Genomic DNA, 3,052 nt, shown 5'->3' with positions numbered 1-3,052 from the left:
GCCGATTCAGTCAAAATTCTCAGCTTTGCGACTGCTGTTTTGGGGCTTTTGTCTGAGCTTAGCACTCAATCCGATCTCGATCTTGATGCTCAGCAGATTGCTCGGTTCGGGAATGTCAATTGACGAGCTAGAAATGTTTTTCAACGATCGCGACTAGATATTTCGTCCAGTACTCAGTCATTTGAATCGTTTCAGCCTCTACCATCACTCGAATTAAGGGTTCGGTACCGGAGGCGCGTACGAGTACCCGTCCGGTGTTGCCCATCTCGGCTTCGGCTTCGGCAATGCCGTCCTGTAATGGTTGGCATTTTGCCCAATTGAGACGGGCTTCGCGATCGTCTACGCGGATATTGTGGAGGATTTGGGGATAGGTTTGAAAGCTGCTATCGACTAGCTCGGCGAGGGATTTACCCGACTGCTGGACGATCGCGGCGAGATGTAAGGCAGTAAGTGTGCCGTCACCACTAACACTATGTTGGGGTGAGAGAATATGCCCCGACTGTTCGCCACCGAGCATGGCACCGCTACTCACCATCTCCGCTTGGACGTACTGGTCGCCTACTGCCGTGCGGACTACCTTACCGCCTAATGCTTGCCAAGCCCGCTCGAAGCCCAGATTTGCCATCACTGTGGTGATAATTTCATCATTCGGGAGCAGCCCTTGTTTACGCAGGTATTGCCCCCAGAAATAGAGGATGTAATCACCATCCACCTTGCGTCCGAGATTGTCTACAGCTAAAACGCGATCGGCATCACCATCGAAAGCAAAGCCGATATCTGCCTGATGTAAGATCACCGCCGCTTGCAAAGCACCCAAATGCGTCGAGCCACAATTGACATTAATCCGATCGCCATCAGCCTCATCATTAAGACAAATCAACTCCGCACCCAAGCGGGTAAAAATCTCTGGAGCTACCTTCACTGCCGCTCCAGCAGCCAAATCGAGGACGATCTTCATCCCAGACAAACTAGCATCGGGCGCGAGCGAATCCTGCATCGCGGCTAGATACTGAACGATGAGTTCGGGCGTAAAATACAGATGACCCCAGTTTTTTGGCTCGATGTTTGCTCCCGATCGTCCTCTGACACCAGCTTCGATCGCCGCCTGCAAGTCCTTAGCCAGCTTAGTACCATCCGACCCAAAAAACTTAATCCCGTTATCTTCTGGCGGATTGTGGCTGGCCGAAATCATCACGCCGCCGATCGCATCGCTAGTGGCTGTCAGATGAGCGACTCCAGGCGTGGGGCACAATCCCAAATTCCAAACTTCAATTCCGGCTGATGTCAGTCCAGCGGATAAGGCACTGGCTAACATATCGCTAGAATTGCGCGAATCTTGCCCGATGACGATCGGCCCGACATCGCGATCGGCATCACTCGCCGCCTGCCGTAACACCATTCCCGCCCAGTAGCCGACTTGCAGTGCCAAGTTAGCAGTGAGCACATCGCCGACTCTGCCGCGAATGCCATCGGTACCAAACAAGGGTGAATTGGGGAGATTTAGATACTGAATCGGGGTAGATGTAGTCATATATACACTAACGGGAGGTGAGTACTAGCTTGGTAAATCGTATTACTCCAGGTGGCATTGCGCAAGAGCGGTCTGGGTTGAACTCGATCTTTTCCCTGTGGGTGAATGGAGTGGCAGCGATCGATGCTATCGATCGGGCTGCAAACCATCGCACCAGTATACAAGAGTACTCAGTAAGATAGCGTTTTTATTTGTTTATTTAATAAGAGGTTTAACTACACTATTTTAAATAAGGTCGATCGTTTCTATTCAATCGACCTTATTTGTACCGACAGCTAGTTTAATGTTGCCTTGATTTCACTGACAGCACGTTTGATATCGAGCATTAATAGTCCTTGTTTTGCAGATTGATTGGCTAAAACGAGAAAGACTGCATCATCGCCGCACCCCATTAAGATGCCATAACCGTCGGCACCTTCAACCATGATTTTTTCAACACTACCACGCGATAATTCTTTACCGATCCGCTCGCCGAGGGAGAGCATCGCAGCAGACATCGCTGAAGTGCGTTCTTCATCCATGGCATTAGGCAGACTAGATGCCAATGGTAAACCGTCATGGGATACCAAGGCTGCGCCTTGAACATCAGAAGTACCCGACACAAAATTCTCTATAATTCCACCGATTTTGCTTGCGCTCATGATTATGTTTCCTCTGGATAATTAATTGACTTGCTTGAAAGTTTAGTACTAGTGAGTTCGACTGTTAGTCAACAGTGGTAAATTCAAATACATCGTTTGCACCACCACGTAAAATTGATTCCGTGTGAATGCCGCGTAGTTTTTTACCAGTAATTTCACTCAATGCTCCCCAAATTGCACCCATCGTAAAAGTACATTTACGATCGGAGCCTTGAGGCTCACCTGCGGAACAAACTGTTTCCGAACAATAAACTTTGATAATATCGCCTTCTTTGACGATTTTATCGACAGCAGTTAAGTGAGTACCATTAGCACCAACTGCTGCATTTAACTTAGCTCCAATGACAGTTAGCTCGTGAGTAGAACCGGACAAGCCTAGCTCTTTAGCTAAGTTTTTACCGCGCTCGCGACCAGCAGCAATTAAGGCGATCGCCGTTGCTTTTTCACCGAGAGCTTCTTCCATCCCAGTGATGACTGATTTGAAACAAACAATGCTGCTGAATTGACCTAGATTTGGACGAGAGGTAAGTGCATTTGACATATTAATACTCCTGTGTGAACTGATGGGCAAAGAGATCGTTAACTGTATTTATCGATCTTCATCATCCCAAATTCATTGTTCCCATTTTAGGCTTGTATCTAACAAGTCAATCGAATTTTTAATTAATTCCCAAAAGACATTTTTTGCTTTCAGTTTTCAGATCTAAACAGGCTCCGATCGAGATCGATCGGAGCAAAAAATTCTCTAATTATTTAATTGGTTAGTAAGCTCAATACCAGGGGAGAAAAGCGATTTAAGGTTTAGAGGATTTACCAGGCGTTAAAAATATTTTATAAGTTTAAGTTCAAGATATGGCTTTTTACTTTAAATAAAACTTGC

Annotated in this window: 3 protein-coding genes; all 3 read right to left on the bottom strand. The window is 46.9% G+C overall.

Annotated features, from left to right (window positions below; all coding sequences use genetic code 11):
• Positions 1 to 127: 127 nt before the first annotated feature.
• Positions 128 to 1,531, bottom strand: coding sequence for a phosphoglucosamine mutase (gene glmM, locus RMO84_RS04655; RefSeq protein WP_310487315.1), 1,404 nt, complete (start codon positions 1,529 to 1,531; stop codon positions 128 to 130).
• Positions 1,532 to 1,806: 275 nt separating this feature from the next.
• The gene (locus RMO84_RS04650; RefSeq protein ID WP_310487314.1) at positions 1,807 to 2,172 is read right to left on the bottom strand and encodes a roadblock/LC7 domain-containing protein; all 366 of its coding nucleotides are present in this window, start codon (positions 2,170 to 2,172) and stop codon (positions 1,807 to 1,809) included.
• 64 nt (positions 2,173 to 2,236) lie between these two features.
• On the bottom strand, positions 2,237 to 2,713 hold the full coding sequence (locus tag RMO84_RS04645; RefSeq protein ID WP_310487313.1) for a hydrocarbon-binding protein: 477 nt from the start codon (positions 2,711 to 2,713) through the stop codon (positions 2,237 to 2,239).
• Between the last annotated feature and the right edge of the window lie 339 nt (positions 2,714 to 3,052).

It is taken from the genome of Chamaesiphon sp. VAR_69_metabat_338 (assembly GCF_031423935.1).
GTDB lineage: Bacteria > Cyanobacteriota > Cyanobacteriia > Cyanobacteriales > Chamaesiphonaceae > Chamaesiphon.
Note: the sequence above shows the minus strand (reverse complement) of the source record. Positions and strands in the feature narration are given on the sequence as shown.